General features: G+C 66.5%; 1 protein-coding gene. It reads left to right on the top strand.

Features of this window, described 5'->3' with window-relative positions; genetic code table 11:
* Window positions 1–400, top strand: a 400-nt coding sequence (locus NP777_RS47290) for an ABC transporter permease (protein WP_256656385.1), incomplete at both ends; no start/stop codon positions are given.

Raw genomic sequence — 400 nt, 5'->3', positions numbered from 1 at the left:
GTTGCTGTTCTCGATGATCGTGCTGGCCGTCGTGTTGGTGGGCTTCGGGCACTTCCCGGCCTTCGCCTGGCTGCTGATCGTTCCCACGCTGGCGCTGCAGTTCGTCTTCAACACCGGGCTTTCGCTGATCATGGCCCGGCTGGGCGCCAAAACACCCGACCTCGCGCAGCTGCTGCCCTTCATCCTCCGTACCTGGATGTACGCGTCCGGCGTGATGTTCCCGCTGGCCCGTACCCTCGAGCACGCGGGGGCGAGCAAGTGGATCTCGGACGCCATGCTGGGGAATCCGGCGGCGGTGTACATGGACCTGATGCGGTACGCCCTGATCGACGACTACACCGGGGCCAATCTGCCGCCGCATGTGTGGGCGCTGGCCGTGGGCTGGGCGGTCCTCTTCGGC

The organism is Streptomyces rugosispiralis, assembly GCF_024505145.1.
GTDB classification, from domain to species: Bacteria; Actinomycetota; Actinomycetes; order Streptomycetales; family Streptomycetaceae; genus Streptomyces; species Streptomyces rugosispiralis.
Note: the sequence above shows the minus strand (reverse complement) of the source record. Positions and strands in the feature narration are given on the sequence as shown.